At 61.0% G+C, this 22,033-nt stretch carries 17 protein-coding genes and 1 tRNA gene; 12 read left to right on the top strand and 6 right to left on the bottom strand.

Annotated elements, in window-relative coordinates:
- Window positions 1–59 precede the first annotated feature (59 nt).
- Window positions 60–446 (top strand): DUF3597 domain-containing protein, encoded by a 387-nt coding sequence (locus A0U94_RS13155; RefSeq protein ID WP_062032594.1) that lies wholly within the window; start codon window positions 60–62, stop codon window positions 444–446.
- Window positions 447–524: 78 nt separating this feature from the next.
- Here the strand turns inward: A0U94_RS13155 and A0U94_RS13150 are convergent, their stop codons facing one another.
- From A0U94_RS13150 to sucB, 4 genes are all read right to left on the bottom strand, one after another.
- On the bottom strand, window positions 525–1,700 hold the full coding sequence (locus A0U94_RS13150; protein ID WP_077803628.1) for a histidine-type phosphatase: 1,176 nt from the start codon (window positions 1,698–1,700) through the stop codon (window positions 525–527).
- Window positions 1,697–3,961, bottom strand: a complete 2,265-nt coding sequence (locus tag A0U94_RS13145; RefSeq protein WP_077803627.1) for a TonB-dependent receptor — start codon at window positions 3,959–3,961, stop codon at window positions 1,697–1,699. Before A0U94_RS13145 ends, A0U94_RS13150 begins: the two co-directional genes overlap by 4 nt.
- 143 nt (window positions 3,962–4,104) lie before the next feature.
- Window positions 4,105–5,115, bottom strand: a complete 1,011-nt coding sequence (locus A0U94_RS13140) for a L,D-transpeptidase (protein WP_062032874.1) — start codon at window positions 5,113–5,115, stop codon at window positions 4,105–4,107.
- Between the two features lie 114 nt (window positions 5,116–5,229).
- Window positions 5,230–6,342: a dihydrolipoyllysine-residue succinyltransferase gene (gene sucB / locus A0U94_RS13135; protein WP_077803626.1), complete on the bottom strand. Its 1,113-nt coding sequence runs from the start codon at window positions 6,340–6,342 to the stop codon at window positions 5,230–5,232.
- Window positions 6,343–6,509: 167 nt separating this feature from the next.
- Here sucB and A0U94_RS13130 point away from each other — a divergent pair, with 167 nt between their 5' ends.
- The 3 genes from A0U94_RS13130 to rho all read left to right on the top strand — a co-directional run bounded on the left by A0U94_RS13130 (window position 6,510) and on the right by rho (window position 10,279).
- A complete protein-coding gene (locus A0U94_RS13130; protein ID WP_077803625.1) occupies window positions 6,510–7,157 on the top strand; it encodes a gluconate 2-dehydrogenase subunit 3 family protein in 648 nt (215 codons plus the stop codon).
- A gap of 14 nt (window positions 7,158–7,171) precedes the next feature.
- Window positions 7,172–8,701, top strand: a complete 1,530-nt coding sequence (locus A0U94_RS13125; RefSeq protein WP_077803624.1) for a GMC family oxidoreductase — start codon at window positions 7,172–7,174, stop codon at window positions 8,699–8,701.
- Window positions 8,702–8,977: 276 nt separating this feature from the next.
- Window positions 8,978–10,279, top strand: a complete 1,302-nt coding sequence (gene rho / locus A0U94_RS13120) for a transcription termination factor Rho (protein ID WP_062032614.1) — start codon at window positions 8,978–8,980, stop codon at window positions 10,277–10,279.
- A gap of 84 nt (window positions 10,280–10,363) precedes the next feature.
- Here the strand turns inward: rho and A0U94_RS13115 are convergent, their stop codons facing one another.
- Window positions 10,364–10,810: a methylated-DNA--[protein]-cysteine S-methyltransferase gene (locus A0U94_RS13115; RefSeq protein ID WP_062032882.1), complete on the bottom strand. Its 447-nt coding sequence runs from the start codon at window positions 10,808–10,810 to the stop codon at window positions 10,364–10,366.
- A 464-nt stretch (window positions 10,811–11,274) separates the two neighbouring features.
- Here A0U94_RS13115 and A0U94_RS13110 point away from each other — a divergent pair, with 464 nt between their 5' ends.
- The 8 genes from A0U94_RS13110 (at window position 11,275) to A0U94_RS13075 (ending at window position 20,771) form a co-directional block, all read left to right on the top strand.
- The gene (locus A0U94_RS13110; protein ID WP_062032617.1) at window positions 11,275–13,548 is read left to right on the top strand and encodes a PQQ-dependent dehydrogenase, methanol/ethanol family; all 2,274 of its coding nucleotides are present in this window, start codon (window positions 11,275–11,277) and stop codon (window positions 13,546–13,548) included.
- A 34-nt stretch (window positions 13,549–13,582) separates the two neighbouring features.
- Window positions 13,583–15,019, top strand: a complete 1,437-nt coding sequence (locus A0U94_RS13105) for a cytochrome c (protein WP_077803623.1) — start codon at window positions 13,583–13,585, stop codon at window positions 15,017–15,019.
- 140 nt (window positions 15,020–15,159) lie between these two features.
- Window positions 15,160–16,464 carry a tRNA uridine-5-carboxymethylaminomethyl(34) synthesis GTPase MnmE gene (gene mnmE / locus A0U94_RS13100; protein ID WP_077803622.1) on the top strand — a complete coding sequence of 435 codons (1,305 nt, stop codon included), beginning with the start codon at window positions 15,160–15,162 and terminating at the stop codon, window positions 16,462–16,464.
- Between the two features lie 3 nt (window positions 16,465–16,467).
- A complete protein-coding gene (gene mnmG / locus A0U94_RS13095) occupies window positions 16,468–18,324 on the top strand; it encodes a tRNA uridine-5-carboxymethylaminomethyl(34) synthesis enzyme MnmG (RefSeq protein ID WP_062107136.1) in 1,857 nt (618 codons plus the stop codon).
- Window positions 18,321–18,902, top strand: a complete 582-nt coding sequence (gene rsmG / locus A0U94_RS13090) for a 16S rRNA (guanine(527)-N(7))-methyltransferase RsmG (RefSeq protein WP_077803621.1) — start codon at window positions 18,321–18,323, stop codon at window positions 18,900–18,902. Before mnmG ends, rsmG begins: the two co-directional genes overlap by 4 nt.
- Window positions 18,892–19,695, top strand: coding sequence for a ParA family protein (locus tag A0U94_RS13085; RefSeq protein ID WP_062032627.1), 804 nt, complete (start codon window positions 18,892–18,894; stop codon window positions 19,693–19,695). The genes rsmG and A0U94_RS13085 overlap by 11 nt, the downstream gene beginning before the upstream one ends.
- A 6-nt stretch (window positions 19,696–19,701) precedes the next feature.
- The gene (locus A0U94_RS13080) at window positions 19,702–20,577 is read left to right on the top strand and encodes a ParB/RepB/Spo0J family partition protein (RefSeq protein ID WP_062107143.1); all 876 of its coding nucleotides are present in this window, start codon (window positions 19,702–19,704) and stop codon (window positions 20,575–20,577) included.
- Window positions 20,578–20,695: 118 nt separating this feature from the next.
- Window positions 20,696–20,771: transfer RNA gene (locus tag A0U94_RS13075), tRNA-Lys, on the top strand.
- Window positions 20,772–21,433: 662 nt separating this feature from the next.
- On the opposite strand, the gene A0U94_RS13065 is transcribed toward A0U94_RS13075, so the two are convergent.
- Window positions 21,434–21,982 carry a recombinase family protein gene (locus A0U94_RS13065; protein ID WP_077803619.1) on the bottom strand — a complete coding sequence of 183 codons (549 nt, stop codon included), beginning with the start codon at window positions 21,980–21,982 and terminating at the stop codon, window positions 21,434–21,436.
- Between the last annotated feature and the right edge of the window lie 51 nt (window positions 21,983–22,033).

Genomic DNA, 22,033 nt, shown 5'->3' with positions numbered 1-22,033 from the left:
AAGGGCGGAATCCTGATTGCGCCCTTTCCGGATTTCCTTAACCAACAGGAGTTACACTCATGGGTCTTTTCAGCACGATCATGTCCAAGATCTTCGGACATGCAGAAGCCGCCACACCGTCCACCACAGCCGCTCCGGCTGAAGCAGCCGCAGCTCCGGCCACCGCAGCAGCAGCCCCGGCAGCAGCGCCCGTGGATGTGGACGCCGTCCTGTCCGGTCTGGCCGCAAATGCAGGCCAGCCGCTGAACTACAAGACTTCCATTGTGGACCTCCTGAAGCTGCTCGGCCTCGACAGCTCGCTCCAGTCCCGCAAGGAACTGGCCGGCGAGCTGCATTATTCGGGCAGCACGGACGACACCGCGACGATGAACGTCTGGCTCATCAAGCAGGTCTATGCCGAGCTGGCCAAAAATGGCGGCAAGGTTCCGGCTGACTGGACGCACTGATCCGCGTCCCGTCCGCACGGACACCATAAAAAAAAGCCCGGCTGTCACCAGCCGGGCTTTTTTTATGAAACGCTGATCTCAGGGAAGGATCGCATTCCCCGGCTCAAGCGTCTGCATCGAACGCTCCACCCCGGACGCCTGCCCCGCACGCAGTTCCTCAAGAGACTGATGGAATATCCGCACCCTGACCTCAACATGCCGGTCCGGATAACGCCACTGCTCGAACGCCAGAACCGTATCCGGCGCCGTGCTGTCCGGCTGATCGTCAAACGTCCATGACAGCCCGAAAATCGCCGCCAGCGCATCCTGGTTCGTATCGTGCCCCGCCAGAACCAGAAGCCGCGTGGAATCCGTCACACCCGGAATCTCCGTCACCGAACGGTCCGCCAGAAACGCCCGGACGCTCTCGGCCATCACCCCGTTACGCGCCGCCGCCACAACAGGCAGACGTCGCAACATCCGGCTCTCTGCTTCATGAACCGGCAGAACGGTTTTCAGCAGCCCCGGAACATCCGCTTTCGCAGACCCGAAAACACCCTCTGCAAAGCCTTCGGAATACAGCAGCAGCAGACTTTCCGCCGCCATGCCACCCGTCGCCACCCCTCCCGAGAGACGCGGCGCGCCTTTCTTCCATTCAAGCACCGCATCATCGCGCAGACACCACGCCGTATGCGCAACACCATCACACGCGCCGGGCGCCATCAGTGTCTGCAAAGCCTGCAAACCACCCCGAACATCCGAACGCTTCGAGACAGGCAGCATGGAGGCAAACGCCTGCTCCGTCTCCTGCTTCGACGGCACCGCGCGTCCAGCCGAAATGGCATTGAACACTGGGTCCGGCCCATGCTCCTGCCATTGCGCAGAAACATGACAGTCCGGAGCCAAACCACGCGCCCAGACCTGCCCGGTCTGCTGCGTCCGATGATCCGCGCCATCCGCCCAGATCCGCACGCCATTGGAACAGGATCGTAACGGATCAAACCCGAGACCCATATAATGCGTCCGAACAGCCTGAACCATGGCCCCAAGCGCCACAGCCCCATGCGACGTCATTTCTCCGGGCGCGACAGACCATTCAGGCCAGTTGAAACCGGTCTTCTCCCGCAACGCCGTTGCAGACGCCGTCGGACTGCGGATCCCGTGCCGCGACAGCAGCACGACTTTTTCCAGAACAGGCCCCGACGGCACGGAAGCACTCTCCGAACATCCCGTCAGGAACAAGGCCCACAGAAGAATAAAGTGCGTCTTTTTCACGGGAAGGTCGCCGTCATGTTGAAGAAGACGCTGCGCCCGGCCAGGCGCCAGTAAAGCGGCGCATCACCATAAGACTGGTTGCCCGCAAAATCGCTGATGGAGCGATTGTTGAAGAGGTTGGAAATCTTGAGGCTCGGCGTCACGTCGCGCATGAAACCACCGATATTATGAATGCGCCACCCCAGTGCCAGATCCGCAGTCACATTGCTGTGAATTTTGTACTGGTTTTCAAACACAGCATTTCCAGCCGCATTTGTGGTGCTGTCCAGCCCCCAGTGATGCCCGACATATTTCCCCATCAGCGAGAAATACGGCCCCTTCGGATTTTCATAAAGCAGACCGAACGATGCCAGTGAATCCGGCGTCGTCGCAACGCGCACGGTGCTATGTTTGTAGCGCGCATCATTTACGCTGTAATTGCCGTAAAGCGAGAAGCCATATCCAATGACATACTGCCCCTCAAGCTCGATCCCCTTATAAATCGCGCCGCCACTGTTCACGTATGTAGACGTGGTTCCGATACCATCAACCTTGATCTGTGCGGATGCGATATAATTGGAAAAATCGATATAATATCCATCCAGTGACAGCATCCAGTTCTTGCCGTGATAGACCGACCCCACCTGATAATTCAGTGTCGTTTCGGGCTTCACGTTTCCAACCGACTTCACCTGGAAAACCGACATTGGAGGTGCCAGAAAGCCTCGCGCGATCTGCGCATAAGCGCTCCAGTTTTTCATAATCCGTTGATTGATCGCAATGGATGGCTGCCAGGATCCATAATGCTGCGTATCATTCAGCGGCACCTTCGTGGACTTGTTAATGGCTGCATCATAGTCCCTTGTGAACATGGAATATTTCACACCCGGCTTGATAACTGCCCCTTTCCAGGGGTGAATATCCAGTTCGAGATAGGGCTGAATGGTCGTGTTCAGATCCGAAATATCATAACTGTAAGCCGACCCTGTTTTGGACGGAACCGGTATCGCATTTTTACTCAGATCGAGTGCATAGGTGTATCGGCGATCCTTCTGCACATCCGCCCACACACCGAACAGAACATCCCCGTAAGACGTATGCGCCTTAAATCGTAACGTATCGCCATAGGAACGGAATTTGGCGTCCGCATATTTCCCGGGAATATCATTGGCATAGGTCGCCACCTTCTTCCCGGCCGTATTATAGAACGTCACGCCATTCGCAGCGGTGCTCGTCTGGCTGGCATCCGTGCTTTCCGTATAATCATGCTCGAAGCCGCTCGTATAAAGCTGGTTCTCCATCGTCAGCCACGACGCAAGACGGCTTTTCAGACTGACGTAATCAAAATCCGACGTGTAGGTGCTGGGATTATATCCATAATAACACTGCGCGGCCGGGTCGTTGCACAGCCCATAATTCTTCCCGTATTTCGCATATTCCGCGAGCGTCGCGCCCTGCGTCGTAAACTGCCATTCCTTGTTATAGGTCGCCTCGAATGTCAGCGTCGTCTCGGGCGCAAGATCAATCACGTCCTTGAACATCAGATTGCTCCGGCGCTCTGCCGAGTTCGTCAGATATCCGTTCGTCTCCTCGTGCTGCATGTCGAGAAACGCCCGACCAAAACGCGTCTTGCCGCTGTCAAACTCGATCCCACCGGCCCGCGTATTGAAACTGCCATACGTCCCATAGAGCGACACGCCCCTCTTGGCCGGAGGCGTCTTGGATGTGAAACCCATCGTGCCACCGAACGTGGCATTTCCGATCGTCGAGCCCGTTCCCGGACCGCGATCAATCTGCGCCTCCCCCAAAAAATGCGAAATAAACAAAGACGAAGTCGTGTGATGCAGATCAGTGGCATCGCCAAACGGAATGCCATCGAACGTCATGTTATACTGACCATCCTGGAAGCCACGTAGGCTCATCGCCTCCGCCTTACCCATTCCGGGACCGTTCGGATTCTGTGAATAGACGCTCGGCTGGAACCGGATGATATCGTCAATGCTGGCAAGCGGAATAATATTGTTGCTCAGAAAGCCGGACTGGATTTTTGATGTCGGCTCCGTAATGTCCAGAGGAACCGTGGCAGGCGCAATCCGCGCCGCATGACCCAGAACGGTCAGGTTTTCCACGCCAGGCGTAGCGTCTTTTTCTTTTCCGGCTTTGTGTTCCTCATGCTTCTTCTGTTTTGCATCAGAAACATCAGCCTGGGCGCTTCCTCCCAGCAACAGGGCACCGGCAAAGCACCCGGAAAGCAGGATATGGTTACGCATCTTGAACGTCATGGGGAGTGGGCTCCAGTGATTGGCGCGCACTCCATACGGAAGGCTTCAGGTCAGGAAAACTGCTTTACCGTTCCTGAAATAAAACATTCACACGTTTTACTTCAAATCTTCATACTTATTTTGAAATATTTCTTATTTTATATTTACGGCAATGGTCTTTTATCTGCAATAGGGTCGATTTTCGGCTCGGTCAGTGGTCCTGAATCCACCACGACCACCAGATCTCCCGCAATCGGCGTGGGCTGCCGGTCTTTCGGAAGCAGCGCCTGAAAACGCGGATCGTAACTCGCAGCCTGCTCATACAGAGCATCAATCAGGCCATAATGATCCATGAATTTGTTCATGGTCGCCGGAATACGAATGCAGCCTTCCGACGCCGGATGCCCCAGACGCCATTCAAGGAACTGCGGATCCGTCGCATGGATCTCCAGCCGGATCTGCCCGGTTTCATGTCGCGGCAACCAGCCCTTCATCGCCGTCTGCCACCCCATGTCCCACACGCGCGATCCCTTGGCGCCGATGCCACGAATCCCGTTCTTGTTCTTCGTCCCTTCCGCCCGGTAACCCAGACGGTCCGCCGTGTTCTGGAAAACACCGATCGGGGTGATGTAATAATATTTACGCCCCGTTGTCCCGGTCGAAACCGGCGTCCCCCCAAGAGACTCCCACGGAGCATCCGGCAATGCCAGAACGTAATCCAGGTGCTGGATCTGCTCGTTCCGATCCACAACCATAATAAGCTGCGGCCGCGCAATCGGCATGTTCGCCTGCGTCACCTCGTCCTTCGCAAGCGTCAGGAACGCCCGGCGACGCTCGGGCGTATATGTGCTGAACCCTTTGACGGTATGCTTCATCAGCACCGCCAGGCGTGACGCCTCTTCCCGGGCCGCTTCGTCGGACACAACCGGCAGATCCGGAATATCCAGAGGCGGTGGCGCCAGATCTGGCCGCGGGGGCGTATCGGTCGGCGGATTGCTGGCCGGCGGTGGCACCGACGCTCCCAGAGAGGGTGTCGTATCCGGCTGATGCGTCGACAGTTCCGGACCTGCGCCATCCGGCCGTGCACAGGCCGCCAGCGGTGTCAGCCCCACGACCATCGTCGTGGACGCACATAACAGAACTGCAAACCGCGTCAGTCTGGAAACATCACGCATCTTCAGGGCACCATCCTCGGGTTCGGAACAACAGACAGAACGCGAGGGAACAGAGACCTGTCCGGCGTTCGGCATGACTGAAACGTCTTCAACGCACCAGCCACGCAAAAGGCATCACAGATCCAGAAGCAGACGCCTCGGATCTTCCACAAGCTGCTTGATCCGAACGAGAAAGCTCACCGCCTCCCGCCCGTCTACGATCCGGTGATCGTAGGACAGCGCAACATACATCATCGGCCGGATCACGATCTGCCCGTCCCGCACGACCGGACGGTCCTGAATGGCATGCATCCCCAGAATGCCCGACTGCGGCGTGTTCAGGATCGGCGTGGACAGCAGCGAACCAAAAATCCCGCCATTCGTGATGGAGAACGTCCCGTGCGACAGTTCCTCCAGCTTCAGACCGCCCGTCCGCGCCCGCTTGCCGTAATCGGCGATGCGACGCTCCAGCTCGGCAAAGCTCATCTGATCGGCATCATGCAGCACCGGAACCACCAGCCCGCGCTCCGTGCCCACCGCAATGCCCAGATTGACGAAATCGCGATAGACGATCTCATCGCCTTCGATCTGTGCATTGATCGCCGGATAATCCTTCAGCGCGCCCACAACGGCCCGCGCGAAAAAGGACATGAAGCCCAGACGCGCCCCGTCATGCTTCTTCTCGAACTCGTCCTTGTATTCCGCCCGCAGCGCCTTGGCGGCGGACATGTCGATCTCGTTGAACGTCGTCAGAATGGCCGCCGTGTTCTGCGCCGCCTTCAGATTCCGCGCGATCGTCTGACGCAGACGGCTCATGGGAACCCGACGCTCCCGCGCCTCATGCGAAGACAGCTTGGGAGCCGGTGCGGCAGAAACGAGCTTCGGCGCTTCCGGAGCGGGAGGCGTGACGCGCGCCGGGGATGCAACAGTCGATGCAACAGGCTCCGAAGCCGCAGTCTTGGGAGCAGGAGCCGGTTCAGCCGCGACAGGTTCAGACGCAGCCGGTGCCTCTGCCGTCTCGTCAACAGCCCCGAGCAGCCCGCCGATCTCAACTTCCGTGCCCACCGCCACACAATCTTCCAGACGCCCGGCGGAAGGCGCAGTCACTTCAACACTGACCTTGTCCGTCTCCAGCTCCACGATGGTCTCGTCATGCTGCACATAGTCGCCGGAGTTTTTAAGCCACCGCGCGACAGTCGCAGTCGTCAGGCTTTCTCCAAGCGCCGGAACCCTGATTTCGACCGTCATGCTGCTTCCCTGTCTTGCGTCCCGCCGCGAAGCGGGGAAATGTCTGTGCCGTACCCGGCACTATGTCCGGAAAAGGTTAAGAATGCAGGATACTGCATCTTCGTTCCCAGCGGGAGGCGGAACCATCCCCATCGCCGGACTTTGAAACCAAAACACAGGAGGCCGCAATGTCCCACCCGCCCGACCGTCCTGAAATTCTGGACTCCGACCACCTCTCTGTCCGCACCCGCGAGATCCTGACATCCCGGCTTTCCATCCCAGGGACGCAGCCCCGGACGCTGTCGTTGCAAGCCTATGCCGTGCTCGATGCGCTTCTGCCCATTCTGCTGCCCCTCGACGAAATTCTGCCGCTGGGCACAGACACCAACATGACCGCCCGGATCGACGCCGCGCTTTCCGGCCCCCGCGACGGCTGGCGTTTCGCGGATCTCCCGCCTGATGCCGAAGCCTGGGAATCCGCCCTCCTGACCCTCGACGACGTCGCAGCCGACCAGCACGGACTCCGCTTCATCCATCTGGCCCCGGGCCTGCGCGGCCCCCTGCTCGACGCCGTCATGGACGGGCAGATCGGCCTCGACCGCGAAGGCCGCCTCACGGCATCACAGATGAAACGCTGGTCCGGAGACCTGCGCGGCGAGGTCGTGGACTGCGTCATGAGCGACCCGCGCATCCAGCAGGCCCTCGGCATTTCCTCCAGCCTCACCGGCGGTGACACCGTCTTTCAGGGCTTCACGAACGTCGGCCCCGACAGCCGCGAAGACTTCGAACCCAAAGACACTGCCCCCCTTCTCCAGATGGCAGACTCCAGCGAATGAGCAGTACGACCGTTATGAAGACATTCGCCGAAACGGACATCGTCGATGCCCTCATCATCGGCAGCGGTGCCGGTGGCGCGCCGCTGGCCGCAGAACTCGCCCGCAACGGCAAAACCGTCGTGGTGCTGGAAGCTGGTCCCGCCTTCACCGCCACCGGACACACACCCGACGAAGTCGCCGCCCGCGAACTGTACTGGTTGCACGAACGCCTCTCGGCCGGCACGAACCCGCAGGCTTTCGGCGGCAACAACAGCGGTACCGGCCTCGGCGGCTCCCTGCTGCATTATGGCGCCTTCATGCCCCGCATGGACGCCCGCGACTTCCACCTGCACACCGAAACCGGCAAGGGCGTGGACTGGCCTTTCGGTCTGGATGAACTGCTCCCCTATATAGAGCGCGTGGAATCCTTCATCGGCGTCTCCGGGCCCGCCCATTACCCATGGGACCCAGACCGCCGCTACGCCTACCCGCCTCCGTCCGCGAACTCCGCCGCGCTGAAAATGCGCGAAGGCTGTGACGCGCTCGGCCTGCGCCACGCAGACGGGCCGGCCGCCCTCATTACCCGCGATATCGAACAGCCGCATTTCGGCACCCGCCATGCCTGCGCGAACTGCGGCGCCTGCCATCAGGGCTGCCGCAACGGCGCCAAGTCGGGCGCGGACAACACCTGGCTTCCCATGGCCGTCGCCTATGGTGCCGAACTCCGCCCCGGCTGCTTCGCTCACACGATCGAACGCGACAGTTCAGGCCGCGTGACCGGGGTGGTCTATCGCCAGAACGGCGTCGAACACCGCCAGAAATGCGCGACCCTCGTCCTCGCCGCCGGTGCCGTCGAAACCCCGCGCCTGCTCCTGACTAACGGCATAGCCAACAGCTCCGGTCAGGTCGGCCAGAACTACATGACCCATGTCTCCACACAGGTCTGGGGCGAGTTCGACGAAGACATCCGCCCCAATCGCGGCTACCCGTCCCTGACCATCACCGAAGACATGATGCGCCCGAAAGACGCGGATTTCGTCGGCGGCTATCTGGTGCAGTCGCTGGGCATGATGCCCGCAACCTGGGGCCAGAACCTCGCCCGCAGCACCACAACACGCGGCCCGGCCTTCGCCCGCGCGCTCGCCGGATACAACCGCTCCGCCGGCATGGGCATCAACGGTGAATGTCTGCCCCGCCCCGAAAACCGCGTCACCCTTTCGGACGAAAAAGACGCCTTCGGCATTCCAAAGCCGCTGATCGAGCACTCCTACGGCCCCAACGAATGGGCCATGCACCACCACGCAGCCCGCCTGCTGACGCAGATGTGGGAGGCCGTGGGCGCAAAGGACATCCGCGTCATCGACCGCGCCGCTCACATGATCGGCACCTGCCGCATGGGCACGGATGCCGGGAGCAGTGTCGTCAATGCGGTCGGCCGCAGTTTCGATATCGACAATCTGTGGATCTCCGATCATTCGATCTTCCCAAGCGCCGCCGCCGCCAACCCGGCCCTGGCCATCATGGCGCTTTCCCTCCGCACTGCGGAGGCCATGCTGAAGGCCTGATTGAAATCTGACATAGATCAAAGTGATCCGGAGCCTGCGCAGGAGCCTTGACACTGCTTCGCGCGCTCCGGTAAGCGAAGGACGACTTTCCGGTGACGTCCCGTCACCCGGTCTCCCTTTCCTTACGGATGCTTCCTGCTTCCCCCGTCCTGCGAAATCCTCACAGATCACCGCCTGACACAAGCAGTCCCCGTTCAGTGGCCCCGCCTTCTGTACGGTCGCGCATCCCTCCCCCTATCAGGTCTGCCACTACCGGCACATCAAGGCGCGTCTTTCATGCATCTTGCCGAACTCAAGAAAAAATCCCCAGCCGACCTTCTGGATTACGCAGAGGAACTGGAGATCGAGAACGTCTCGTCCATGCGCAAGCAGGACATCATGTTCGCCATCCTCAAGACCCTTGCCGAACGCGATCAGGCGATCTACGGCGAAGGCACACTCGAAATCCTGCCGGACGGCTTCGGTTTCCTGCGCAGCCCGGAAGCCAACTACCTTCCCGGCCCCGACGACATCTACATCTCCCCCACGCAGGTCCGCCGCTTCGGCCTGCGCCCGGGCGACACGGTTGAAGGCCAGATCCGCGCCCCGCGCGACGGCGAGCGCTATTTCGCGCTGCTGAAGGTCAACACCATCAATTTCGAGGCCCCGGAAACCGTCCGGACCCGCATCAACTTCGACAACCTCACGCCGCTCTACCCCGAGCGTCGCCTGAAGATGGAAGTCGAACAGTCCGAAGCCGCCGTCACGGAAACCTCCCCGCGCGGCAAGGGCAAGAAAGACCAGCGCGACTACACTCCGCGCGTGATCGACCTCGTGACGCCGATCGGCATGGGCCAGCGCGCCCTGATCGTCGCTCCGCCCCGCACCGGCAAGACCGTGATGCTCCAGAGCATCGCCGCCTCCATCTCCGCCAACCACCCCGAAGTGTTCCTGATCGTCCTGCTGATCGACGAACGCCCGGAAGAAGTGACGGACATGGCCCGCTCGGTCCGCGGCGAAGTCGTCTCCTCCACCTTCGACGAACCGGCAACCCGCCACGTCCAGGTGACGGAAATGGTACTGGAAAAGGCCAAGCGCCTCGTCGAACACAAGCGCGACGTGGTCATCCTGCTGGACTCCATCACCCGTCTCGCCCGCGCCTACAACACCGTCGTCCCCTCATCGGGCAAGGTGCTGACCGGCGGTGTGGACGCCAACGCCCTGCAGCGCCCCAAGCGCTTCTTCGGCGCCGCGCGTAACATCGAGGAAGGCGGATCGCTCACGATCATCGCAACAGCCCTGATCGACACGGGCTCACGCATGGACGAAGTCATCTTCGAAGAGTTCAAGGGCACCGGCAACGCCGAACTCATCCTGGACCGCAAGCTGGCCGACAAGCGCACCTTCCCCGCCATCGACATCACCAAGTCGGGCACACGTAAGGAAGAACTGCTGGTCGATCGCGCCGAACTGTCCAAGATGTGGGTCCTGCGCCGCATCCTCGCCCCGATGGGCACGATGGACGCCATGGACTTCCTGCTGGACAAGCTCAAATACAGCAAGTCCAACAACGACTTCTTCGAAGCCATGAACAACTGATCCCGGATCAGCATGGCCGACATGAAAAAGGGGAACTCCGGCTCCCCTTTTTTGTTGCCCGGAATGACGGGAAAAAGCCTCCCGTTACAGCACACCTTCCAGATGCAGCATGGCATGCTTGTCCGCGATGCCACCGAGCCCCGAATACCCGCCAAGCCCCGCCCGGCCGACAACCCGGTGACAGGGGATCAGGATCGGAATCGGATTCGCCCCAACCGCCCCACCGACCGACCGTGCAGACCCGCCGACCTCGGCCGCAATGTCCGCGTAAGTCCGTGTCTTCCCATAGGGAATCCGGCGCAGCGCGTCCCAGACCTTCTGGCGGTACGGAGTCCCGTAGGGGCGATAGGGCAGCGCGTCGAAATCGACCGATTCCCCGTCAAAATAACGCTCCAGAAGATCGCGGGCCTTCAGAAGGAGTGGAGTCTCCTCCTGATCGCGCCCCCAACCCCAGTCCAGAGCGACGATCTGGCCCTCATCTTCACTGATGGTAAGGGCCCCGAAAGGTGAGTGGCAGGATAGCTGTGGCATGAACGACACGGTGCCCGAGCCGCTCAAAACCGTCAATCCGGCAGTGTTACCATTAAGACCGAGGCTTTTTAGCCATGCGCTTAGCGCATATCGCGTGATACCAATATGCGAAATAAACATACTGGACCGCTTCAGTAGGCTTTTCAGCAATACTCTGTAATGTGTTGGAAAACTGCCCTTTTTTGTATCGGAAAGGGGGCCGGAAGTTTTCCGGAACGCCTGTGTAATCATTCGCGGAGCCACATCATAGCCCGTTTCAGGATCATCCTGCCCCGCCCCTCACGGAAACGTCAGAAGCCGTGTTTGTCTTAAACAATAAAATAGGGTCAGTAAGTTCTCATGCTGACGGTATCTGGTACTGATCGTTGGATTGAGAGGACAGGATTTTCCCCTAGCCCTTTCAAGACTGCACAGGTCCAGAATATCACAGCGGAAACAGTCTTTACAAAAAGGACAGTTGGATCATGACTTCTGGTCTACTGACGCCGATCAAGGTTACGAAAAAGCGCCTTCTCAGCTGCGCGGCCGTACTGGCACTCTCAGCTGCTGTTCCCGTCGCTTTTGCGCAGGAAGATACGGGCGCAGCAATTACAAGCGCCGATAACGGTGGCAATGTCGGAAACTGGATGTCCTACGGGCGGTCCTATTCCGAGCAGCGCTTCAGCCCGCTCGACCAGATCAACAAGGACAACGTCGGCAAGCTCAAGCTCGCCTGGCATTATGATCTGGACACGAACCGCGGTCAGGAAGGCACGCCTCTGGTCGTGAACGGCGTCATGTACGCCACGACCAACTGGAGCAAGATGAAGGCGCTGGATGCAGCGACCGGCAAGCTCCTGTGGTCCTACGATCCCAAGGTTCCGGGCAACATCGCCGATCGCGGCTGCTGTGACTCCGTCAACCGCGGTGCTGCCTACTGGAACGGCAAGGTCTATTTCGGCACGTTCGACGGACGCCTGATCGCACTGGATGCCAAGACCGGCAAGCTGGTCTGGAGCGTCTACACGATCCCCAAGGAAGCCCAGCTCGGCCACCAGCGCTCCTACACGGTTGACGGCGCACCGCGCATCGCCAAGGGCCGCGTCATCATCGGGAACGGCGGCGCTGAATTCGGTGCCCGTGGTTTCGTGACGGCTTATGACGCCGAAACCGGCAAGATGGACTGGCGCTTCTTCACGGTTCCGAACCCCGACAACAAGCCCGACGGCGCAGCCTCCGACGACATCCTGATGTCCAAGGCCTATCCGACCTGGGGCAAGGGCGGAGCCTGGAAGCAGCAGGGCGGCGGCGGTACCGTCTGGGATTCGCTGGTCTATGACCCCGTGACGGACCTCGTCTATCTCGGCGTCGGCAACGGCTCGCCCTGGAACTACAAGTTCCGCTCCGAAGGCAAGGGCGACAACCTCTTCCTCGGCAGCATCGTCGCGATCAACCCGGATACCGGCAAGTACGTCTGGCATTTCCAGGAAACGCCGATGGACCAGTGGGATTACACCTCGGTCCAGCAGATCATGACGCTCGACATGCCGGTCAACGGCGAAATGCGCCATGTGATCGTCCATGCCCCGAAGAACGGCTTCTTCTACATCATTGATGCGAAGACCGGAAAATTCATCTCGGGCAAGCCCTACACCTACGAAAACTGGGCAACAGGTCTGGACCCCGTCACGGGCCGTCCGAACTATGTGCCTGACGCCCTGTGGACGCTCACAGGCAAGGCCTGGTACGGCATTCCGGGCGATCTGGGTGGCCATAACTTCGCCTCCATGGCCTACAGCCCGCAGACGAAGCTGGTCTACATCCCTGCCCAGCAGGTTCCGTTCCTCTACGATCCGCAGAAAGGTGGCTTCAAAGCCCACCACGACAGCTGGAATCTCGGACTGGACATGAACAAGATCGGCCTGTTCGACGATGCCGATCCGCAGCACAAGGCCGACAAGGCGCAGTTCCTGAAGGATCTGAAGGGCTGGCTTCTGGCCTGGGATCCCGCAAAGCAGCAGGCAGCCTTCACGGTTGACCACAAGGGTCCGTGGAACGGTGGTCTGCTCGCAACGGGTGGCGGCCTCCTCTTCCAGGGTCTCGCAACCGGCGATTTCCATGCCTACGACGCTACGAACGGCAAGGATCTCTTCAGCTTCCCGGCACAGAGCGCCATCATCGCGCCTCCCATCACCTATACCGCCAACGGCAAGCAGTATGTCGCGGTGGAAGTGGGCTGGGGCGGCATCTATCCGTTCTTCCTCGGTGGCGTGGCCCGGACATCCGGCTGGACCGTCAACCACTCCCGCGTGATCGCTTTCGCGCTGGACGGCAAGGACGCACTCCCGCCGAAGAACGAACTCGGCTTCCTGCCGGTCAAGCCGCCTGAGAAGTGGGATGAAGCCCGTACGAAAAACGGCTATTTCCAGTTCCAGACGTATTGCGCTGCCTGCCATGGCGACAACGGCATCTCGGGTGGCGTTCTGCCTGACCTGCGGTGGTCCGGTGCGATCCGCGGACAGGAGAAGTTCTACAAGCTCGTCGCCAAGGGCGCTCTGACCGCCTACGGCATGGACCGCTTCGACACGTCCATGTCCCCGGCCGAGATTGAAGACATCCGCAACTACCTCGTGAAGCGGTCCAACGAGTCCTATGAGGACGAAGTGAAAGCCCGCGACAACAAGCAGGGCGTCCCCAACGACCAGTTCCTCAACGTACCCCAGGGTCCGGTTGAGCCTGCAACGGCGGACCATCCGTAACGGGCGACCGTTACGGTAAAAGGAGGCACGTGACATGCTCAATGCATCAATTCGCGACAGGCTGGTATCTGAGATGAAACAGGGATGGAAATTCGCGGCCGCAATCGGCCTCATGGCGGTGTCGTTCGGCGCCGCCCATGCCCAGGACGCCGATGAAGCGCTGATCAAGCGTGGCGAATATGTCGCCCGCCTGTCAGACTGCATCGCCTGCCATACGGCTCTGCACGGACAGCCCTATGCGGGCGGTCTGGAAATCAAGAGCCCGATCGGCACGATCTATTCGACCAACATCACGCCGGACCCGGAACACGGGATCGGCACCTACACCCTGGAGGACTTCACAAAGGCCCTCCGCAAGGGCATCCGCAAGGATGGCGCAACGCTTTACCCGGCAATGCCCTATCCTGAATTCGCACGCCTGTCCGACGAAGACATCCGTTCGATGTATGCCTACTTCATGCATGGCGTGAAGCCGGTTGACGTCGCCAACAAGGCGCCGGACATCAGCTGGCCGCTCTCCATGCGCTGGCCGCTGGCCGTGTGGCGCGCCATGTTCGTCCCGAGCATGACGCCGGGCGAAGACAAAAGCATCAGCGACCCGGAAGTCGCACGCGGCGAATACCTCGTCGACGGTCCGGGCCATTGCGGCGAATGTCATACGCCCCGCGGCTTTGCGATGCAGGTCAAGGCCTACGGAACGGCCGGCGGCAACGCCTACCTGTCCGGCGGCGCACCGATCGACAACTGGATCGCTCCGAGCCTGCGCAGCAACAGCGACACGGGTCTGGGCCGCTGGTCTGAAGACGATATCGTCACCTTCCTCAAGAGCGGCCGTATCGACCACTCCGCCGTCTTCGGCGGCATGGCCGACGTGGTGGCTTACAGCACGCAGCACTGGACAGACGACGACCTGCGCGCCACGGCCAAGTACCTGAAGAGCATGCCGGCCGTTCCGGAAGGCAATAACCTCGGCCAGGATGACGGTCAGACGACCGCCCTGCTGGACAAGGGTGCTCAGGGCAATGCCGGTGCGGAAGTCTATCTGCACAACTGCGCCATCTGCCACATGAACGATGGTACGGGCGTCAACCGCATGTTCCCGCCGCTGGCTGGCAACCCGGTCGTCATCACTGACGATCCGACGTCGCTCGCCAATGTCGTGGCCTTCGGCGGCATCCTGCCCCCGACCAACACGGCACCGTCCGCTATCGCCATGCCCGGCTTCAAGAGCCACCTCACCGACCAGCAGATGGCCGATGTCGTGAACTTCATGCGCAAGGGCTGGGGCAACAAGGCACCGGGAACCGTGTCCGCTGCCGATATCCAGAAGCTGCGCACGACCGGAGCACCGGTCTCCACAGCTGGCTGGAACGTCTCCAGCAGGGGCTGGATGGCCTACATGCCGCAGCCTTACGGCGAAGGCTGGACCTTCTCTCCGCAGACCCACACGGGCGTGGACGACGCACAGTAAGCGTTTCACACTCCCTGACAGTCTGAAAAAAGGGCGGATCGGAAACGATCCGCCCTTTTTTCATACTTTTCATACCCGCACGCCCTTCATTGCAGGCTAACCATTTTCACCACGGGGCCTCCTGCACTACATAGAACCCCATGACGCGCTCTTCCCTCCCGGACCACACACCGCAGGTCATTTTCGCACTGGCAACCGGCCCCTCCCGTGCCGCCATCGCGATCATGCGCGCCAGCGGCCCCGGCAGCGATACGATCCTGCGCGCCCTGTGCAACGGACATCTTCCCGAACCCCGCCGCGCCAGCCTGCGCGCCCTGCGCCATAACGAAGACGTGCTCGATCATGCCGTCGCCCTCTGGCTCCCCGGCCCGAAGTCCTACACCGGGGAAGACGGCTTCGAGCTGCACCTCCATGCCGGCCCCGCCATCATCGCCCGCGTCGCCGACGCCCTGACCGATCTCGGAGCCCGCCCCGCCGAACCCGGCGAGTTCACCCGTCGCGCTGTCCAGAAAGGACGGCTGGACCTGCTTCAGGCCGAAGCCATCGCCGACCTCGTGGACGCTGAAACCGAAAGTCAGCGCAAACAGGCCCTGCGTCAGGCCGACGGCGCCCTGAGCCGCCTGTACGACAACTGGGCACAGCGCCTTCGCCTCGTCCTCGCCCATCAGGAAGCCCTGATTGACTTCCCGGACGAAGACCTGCCGCAGGACGTAGAAGACGGGCTGGTCGCGGAACTCTCGAAACTCCAGACCGAAATGTCTGCCCATCTTCAGGACAATCGCGGCGAACTCATGCGCCAGGGCCTGACCGTGGTGATCGCAGGCTCGCCCAATGTCGGAAAATCCAGCCTTCTCAATACGTTATCCGGAACCGACTCTGCTATTGTCACCCATCGCGCAGGCACCACACGTGACGCCATCGCACTCGACTGGGTTCTGGACGGCGTCCGCCTGCGTCTGATCGACACGGCAGGTCTGCGGGAGACGGAAGACGAAATCGAGGCCGAAGGCATCCGCCGCGCGCTGTTTCACGTGAAACAGGCGGACGTGCTTCTCCACCTGATCGGCCCGGATGAAAGCCTCGACACCCTTTCCGGACAGGAAATTCCCATCCGGACGAAAATCGACATCGCACCAGCCCTGCCCGGCATGTTAGGGATCAGCACGCAGTCCGGCGAAGGACTTGATGCGCTGCGGCAGGTCCTGTCCGAACGGGTGTCCGAACTGATGGCCGGTTCCGCCGCGCCCCCGCTGACCCGCGCCAGACACCGCGCCGGAATCCAGGAGGCCGCAACCCATCTGGACCGTGCCCGGACCGCGACATGGCCGGAACTGCGGGGCGAAGAACTCCGGCTGTCCATGCTGGCTCTGGGGCGTCTGACCGGACGTGTTGATGTTGAATCCCTGCTCGATGCGATTTTCGGGCAGTTCTGTATCGGGAAGTAGGTTGTGAGCGATTTCGACGTCATCGTGATCGGCGGCGGTCATGCCGGATGTGAAGCTGCAGCGGCATCGGCCCGTTTCGGCGCGCGCACCCTGCTGCTCACCCATCGGCTTGAAACGATCGGCGCCATGTCCTGCAATCCGGCCATCGGCGGAATCGGCAAGGGCCATCTCGTGCGCGAAATCGACGCGCTCGACGGCCTGATGGGTAAAGCCGCAGACCGCGCAGGCATCCATTTCAAACTGCTCAACCGCTCCAAGGGGCCGGCCGTTCACGGCCCCCGTGCCCAGGCTGACCGCTCTCTTTACCGGGCCGCCATTCAGGATCTGCTGGCCGCCACGCCCAATCTGACGATCCTCGAAGGCGCCGCCGGAGACCTGATCGAAGAGAACGGCCACATCACAGGCGTCATCTGCGAAGACGGTCGCGCGTTCCGCTGCGGCGCCGTCGTCCTGACCGCCGGAACCTTCCTGCGCGGCGTCATCCATGTCGGCCACACCCAGACAGACGCCGGACGCATCGGTGAGGCTCCGGCCAAGCGTCTGGGCGAACGGCTCTATGCGCTCGGCCTCCAGATGGGCCGCCTCAAGACCGGCACACCGCCGCGTCTGGCCAAAGACAGCATCGACTGGGAAAACCTCCCGGCCGATCCCGGCGATGCCGAGCCCGAGGCCTTCAGCCCCATGACGACGGCCATCACCAACCCGCAGGTCGTCTGCCGCATCACCCAGACCACCGCCGAGACCCACAGGATCATCACCGAGAACCTGCACCGCTCGGCCATGTATGGCGGCGCCATCGCCGGTCGCGGCCCACGCTATTGCCCGTCCATCGAAGACAAGGTGGTCCGCTTCGCCGACCGCAGCTCACATCAGGTCTTTCTGGAACCTGAAGCCCTGCCCGGCAATCCGGGCGGCGATCTGGTCTATCCCAACGGTATCAGCACCAGTTTGCCCGCCGACGTGCAGGCCGCCATGATCGCGACCATGCCCGGTCTGGAAAACGCCCGCATCGTCACGGCAGGCTATGCCGTCGAATATGATTACGTGGACCCGCGTGAGCTTCTGCCATCCCTGCAACTGCGCCGCCTGCCGGGCCTGTATCTTGCCGGACAGATCAACGGCACGACCGGCTACGAAGAAGCCGGTGCACAGGGCCTCCTTGCAGGCCTGAACGCCGCCCGCGCCACGGCCGGAAACGAGGCGCTGACGCTAGACCGAAGCGACGCCTATCTCGGCGTCATGATCGACGACCTGACGCTGCACGGAATCAGCGAACCCTATCGCATGTTCACATCCCGCGCCGAGTATCGTCTCACCCTGCGCGCGGATAATGCCGACTTACGCCTGACGCCCAAAGGAATCGCCGCAGGCTGCGTCCTGTCCGAACGCGAAGCCGCTTTCACCGCCCAGAAAGCCGAACTCGACGCCGCCATGGCCCGCGCCGCCGAAACAACCTTCCTGCCGCAGGCCCTCCGCGACGTCGGTTTCGAAGTCTCTCTGGATGGCCGCCGGCGCACGGTTCTGGATGTCCTCGCCAGCAACGGCGACCACACGATCCTGAACACGCTGGCCCCGTGGTTCGGCGAACTTCCCCTGCGCGTCCGCCGCCATGTCGAGACCGAGGCCCGCTATGGCGGCTATCTTCACCGGCAGGATCGTGAAATTCGACAGCTCGCATCGGAAAGTGCCATCGCCCTTCCGGCCGATCTGGATTACACTGCCATCGGCGGCCTGAGCAGCGAAATGCGCGAGCGTTTTTCCCAGGCCCGCCCGACCAGTTTCGCCGCAGCACAGCGCGTGCGCGGGGTCACACCTGCCGCGCTGGTCGCCCTGCTGGCCCATGTAAGGACCCTGTCATGACCACCGTTTCACGTGAAACACACGAAAGGCTGGAGCGCTTCGCCGACCTGCTCGTGCAGTGGAACGCGAAAATCAATCTCGTCAGCCCGCGGGACATTGCCCAGCTTTGGCCCCGCCATATCGAGGACAGCCTCCAGCTTGCCGAACTGATCCCCGAAGGTGCCACCATCACCGATCTGGGTTCGGGCGGCGGTTTTCCGGGCATCATTCTGGCCATCGCCACAGGAAACCCCGTCACCCTGATCGAATCGGACCAGCGCAAATGCGCCTTCCTGCGGGAAGCCGGACGCATCTGCGACGCGAAGGTGACGGTCATCGCCAAACGTATCGAAGCCGCCAGCCCCCCTCCGGCCGACATCATCACGGCCCGGGCGCTGGCCCCCCTCAACAGGCTCCTGGACTGGGCACGGCCATTGCTGAAAGAAGACGGGTTCTGCCTGTTTCTGAAAGGTCAGAAGGCGCAGGCCGAGTTGACCGAGGCAAGCGCCGACTGGCACATGAGCCACACCATTGTTCCCAGCCGCACCGACCCCGGCGGAGCCATCATCAAGGTCAGTGATTTCAAGCGTGTCGTCTAAAACCGAATCCCCCACCACCCGGATCATTGCTGTCACCAACCAGAAGGGAGGCGTCGGCAAGACCACCACCACCATCAATCTGGCCGCCGGTCTCGCCCGTCAGGGACAGCGCGTCCTGCTCGTGGATCTGGACCCGCAGGGCAACGCCTCAACCGGCCTGGGCATCGACTACGACCAGCGCAACACCGGCACCTATGCAGCGCTGATGGTGGAAGCCGAACCCCATGCCCTGCCCCAGCCGACCGCGTTCGAGAATCTCTCGATCATCACGGCCAACAACGAACTGGCCGGCGCAGAGCTTGAAATGATCGGGGACGAGCGCCGCGAATACCGTCTGCGCGACGCCCTGCATGCGCTTGAAGGCCATTACGACACGATCCTGATCGACTGTCCGCCCAGCCTCGGCCTGCTGACGCTCAACGCGCTGGTCGCGTCCGACAGCGTGATCGTGCCGCTGCAATGCGAGTTCTTTGCGCTCGAAGGCATCAGCCAGCTCGTCCGCACCATCGACCGCGTCCGCCGCGCCTTCAACGCAGACCTGCATCTCGAAGGCATCATCCTGACGATGTACGACCGGCGCAACAACCTCTCTGAACTCGTGGCGCAGGATGCGCGCGGCTTCTTTGGCGATCAGGTGTTCGAGACGATCATCCCGCGCAATATCCGCATTTCCGAAGCCCAGAGCCATGGCAGCCCGGTGCTGGATTACGACGCCCGCTCCACAGGCGCCATCGCCTATCTGGCGCTGGCGGACGAGCTGATCAAACGCAACAAGAACAAGACAAAGGCGTAACCGGCGATGGCCAAAAAGGACAGTTCCCCGCGTCTTGGTCGCGGCCTCGCAGCCCTTCTGGGCGATCAGGCGCCGCAACTGGCCCGCGCCACACGCGCAAACGCCCAGCCGCAGCAGCATTCGTCCCTGCCCGTGGATGTTCTGGCCCCAAGCCCCTTCCAGCCGCGACAGGACATGAACCCCGAACGCCTGTCCGAACTGGCCGACTCCATCCGCTCACGCGGCGTCCTGCAACCCCTGCTCGTCCGCCCCGATCCGGAAAAGCCGGGTCATTACCAGATCATCGCCGGTGAGCGCCGCTGGCGCGCCTCACAGCTTGCAGGCCTGCACAGCGTCCCCGTCCATATCCGCGAACTGGACGATACGGACGCTATGGCCGCAGCTTTGGTCGAAAACCTCCAGCGCGCGGATCTCAACCCGATCGAAGAAGCCGAAGGCCTGCAACGCCTCGTCACGGACTACACCCTGACGCAGGAAGAACTGGCCGGAGCCGTCGGCAAGTCCCGCCCGCACATCACCAACACCATGCGCCTGCTGAACCTGCCGCCGGAAGTCCGCGCGCATGTCCGCAACGGCGACCTCACAGCCGGTCACGCGCGCGCCCTGCTCACCCATTCCGATCCGGTCGCTGCCGCCAAACTCGTCATCGCCCGCGGCCTGAACGTCCGCCAGACGGAAGCCCTTACCAGCGGCAAAGAAACCACGACCCCGGCCAAAAAGGCCCGGGACGCGGAAATCCTGCAGATCGAAAACGACCTCTCCTCCCGCCTCGGCCTGAAAGTCCATATTTCCTATAACGGCAAAAAGGGCGGCTCCCTGAAGATCGACTATACGTCCCTGGAGCAGTTCGAAAGCGTCATGCGCCTCCTCAACCGGAAATAACACACTGAAAAACAAGGTTTTTCTTCTTTTTCAGACCAGACGCGAAGAAAAGAAGAAAAACCTCTTGCAGCTTCCCGCAAAATCCCGCTATAAGCCGCTCCACCGGTAGACGGGCCATGGGCACATAGCTCAGTTGGTAGAGCAGCTGACTCTTAATCAGCGGGTCCAAGGTTCGAGCCCTTGTGTGCCCACCATGCCCGTCTCCGGTTATTCCCTTGAAAATCTGCGATTTCTAGACTGTCCCAGCAGCCTACAAGGCTCTTGCTGGATTGTGGCTTTGCGGACTCTGTGGATCTTCCGGACTCAATCCGGACTCATCTGAAAAAGATTGACCATCTCTGCTGTCAGCATGCCTCGAAGGCAACACGACACCGAACAGCAGCAGCAACAACAGAAACCCAACTTTCAGTTTATGTTGAGACCCTCGCTTACCGGGGTGCGAATTACCCCCGGATGGAAAACCCTCTAGGAGGGACCCAAGCATTTTTGAGAGATATGCGTTTGATGCATATGTCAGAGGGCTTTGGCTCTGTCTTTCTCTCCCTTAGTCTGAAAACGGTGTTATAGGTGTTAAGGTGTTACTCGCCTCATAAGGTATTGTTTTATATAAGTTTTCCAATAACACCTTTCGAGATTGCCGCGTAACACCTTCTAAAAGGTGTTATTGATCGTTCGCACATTTTCCCGGAAAACTGCGGTTTTCTCGTCTCGACAGCTTTTGGACTACACTCCACTCTGTCAGCCCAGAACGGGCAAGCCATGCTTTATGCGCATAACAAGACAAAATCGCGGGAAGGAAACTTCCTGCGCTGACCGCGCAGACCACACATCCGGGCCGCGCCGGACCAGCCCGATCTCAGGACCCAGCAGACAGAATGCGATAGACACTAGCCCTGCCAATGCCCAAGCGCTTCGCAATCTCAGCCGGTCCGATTCCCTCGTCCTTCAACTGATGCACCTGCTCAGAATCAATGGAGGACTTCCGGCCGGTATAGATCCCGCGTTCCTTTGCAGCCTTGATCCCTTCCAGCTGACGCTCACGCCGCAGGTTCGTCTCAAACTCGGCAAACACCCCAAGCATGTCCAAGAACGCCTTGCCCGCCGCCGTGGTGGTATCCACTGGCTGCTCCGTGCACCGCAAAGCCGCGCCCTTATCCTTGAGGGTGTGCATGATGGTCTGGAGATCCGCGATAGAGCGCGCCAGGCGATCAATCCGCGTCACCACAAGAACATCACCAGCCTGGAGGAAGGCGAGCAGGGTTTGCAGCTCTTTACGCCCGGCGGTGGAAGTCCCCGACACCTTCTCTGATCGAATGACCTGACACCCGGCCGCCTGAAGAGCCTGCTCCTGAATTGTCAGATCCTGATCGGTCGTGCTGACGCGGGCGTAACCGTAAATGGTCATGAGGCGGCTCCAAGTGTCTCGTTTGGGTCTAGACCTTTCTTATAAAATGTC

It is taken from the genome of Gluconobacter albidus, assembly GCF_002005485.1.
GTDB lineage: Bacteria > Pseudomonadota > Alphaproteobacteria > Acetobacterales > Acetobacteraceae > Gluconobacter > Gluconobacter albidus.
The sequence above is the reverse complement of the archived record's forward strand: the minus strand, read 5'-3'. Positions and strand labels throughout refer to the sequence as shown.